The 990-nt window shown below is 69.7% G+C and carries 2 protein-coding genes; one reads left to right on the top strand and one right to left on the bottom strand.

What is annotated here, in order from left to right:
• On the top strand, positions 1-737 hold a 737-nt coding region (locus AVR91_RS44135; RefSeq protein ID WP_228709478.1), incomplete at its 5' end, for a cytochrome P450.
• On the opposite strand, the gene AVR91_RS40740 is transcribed toward AVR91_RS44135, so the two are convergent.
• The coding region (locus AVR91_RS40740) for an antibiotic biosynthesis monooxygenase family protein (protein ID WP_076857551.1) at positions 734-990 on the bottom strand (257 nt) is incomplete at its 5' end. The two genes, AVR91_RS44135 and AVR91_RS40740, sit on opposite strands and share 4 nt — an antisense overlap.

Consider the following 990-nt stretch of genomic DNA (forward strand, 5'->3'; position numbering starts at 1 on the left):
AACTGCTCGGCGTCCCGGTCGACAAGGGGCCGAGCATGGTCACGTGGTCGAACCACATCGTGAAGATGTACGAGTACGGTCTCGCCGAGGACAAGCGGGACGCCGCCGAAGCCGCGGCCGCGGAGTTCGTCGACTACCTGCGTGACGTCGCGAAGCAGCGCGCGAACTCCCCTGGCGAGGACATCGTCAGCGACCTTCTGCGCAGTGAACTCACCGAGGACGAGCTGGTCGCGACCGCGGTCCTGCTCCTGATGGCCGGGCACGAGGCGACGGTGAACGTCATCGGGAACGGCGTCAACGCGCTGCTGACCCACCGCGACCAGTGGGAGCGGCTGGTGGCCTCCCCGGATCTCCTGGATCCGTGCGTCGAGGAGCTGATCCGCTTCGACGCGCCGCTGCAGCTCTTCGAACGGACGGCGACCACCGACGTCGAGATCGCCGGTTTCCGCGTCGCCGAGGGCGAGAAGATCGGCGCGCTACTCGGCGCCGCCGCGCGGGACCCGAAGGTGTTCGACCGGCCGGACACGCTCGACATCGGCCGCACGCCGAACGCGCACCTCGGCTTCGGCATGGGCATCCACTACTGCGTCGGCGCCCCGCTCGCGCGGGTGGAGATCGCGGCCGCGCTGTCCTCCCTGGCGTCGAAGCTGCCGGGACTGGAGCTCGCCGAGACCCCGGAGCGGCGGCCGGAGTTCGTGATCCGGGGCCTGCGCTCGCTCCGGGTGACCACGGCTTAGGGGTACTCGACGACGACCTCGTAGAGCGCGGCGTTGGGCGTGGCGATCTCCGCAGCCCGCTCGGTCGACGCCTTGAAGACCTGGTTCTTTCCGGCCGCCTCCCACGCTTCGCGGCTGTCGTAGTGCGTGACGTTGACGAGCTGGAAGCGCGAGTCCGGCAGCAGCGCCCGGTGGAGCTTGGCATCACGGAAACCGGGCGCGTCTCGCATCAGCTTCGCCCGCTCTCGCCACGTCTCGACGAACTCGTCGACGC

The organism is Amycolatopsis keratiniphila subsp. keratiniphila, from assembly GCF_001620365.2.
In the GTDB taxonomy this organism is placed as follows: Bacteria; Actinomycetota; Actinomycetes; order Mycobacteriales; family Pseudonocardiaceae; genus Amycolatopsis; species Amycolatopsis keratiniphila.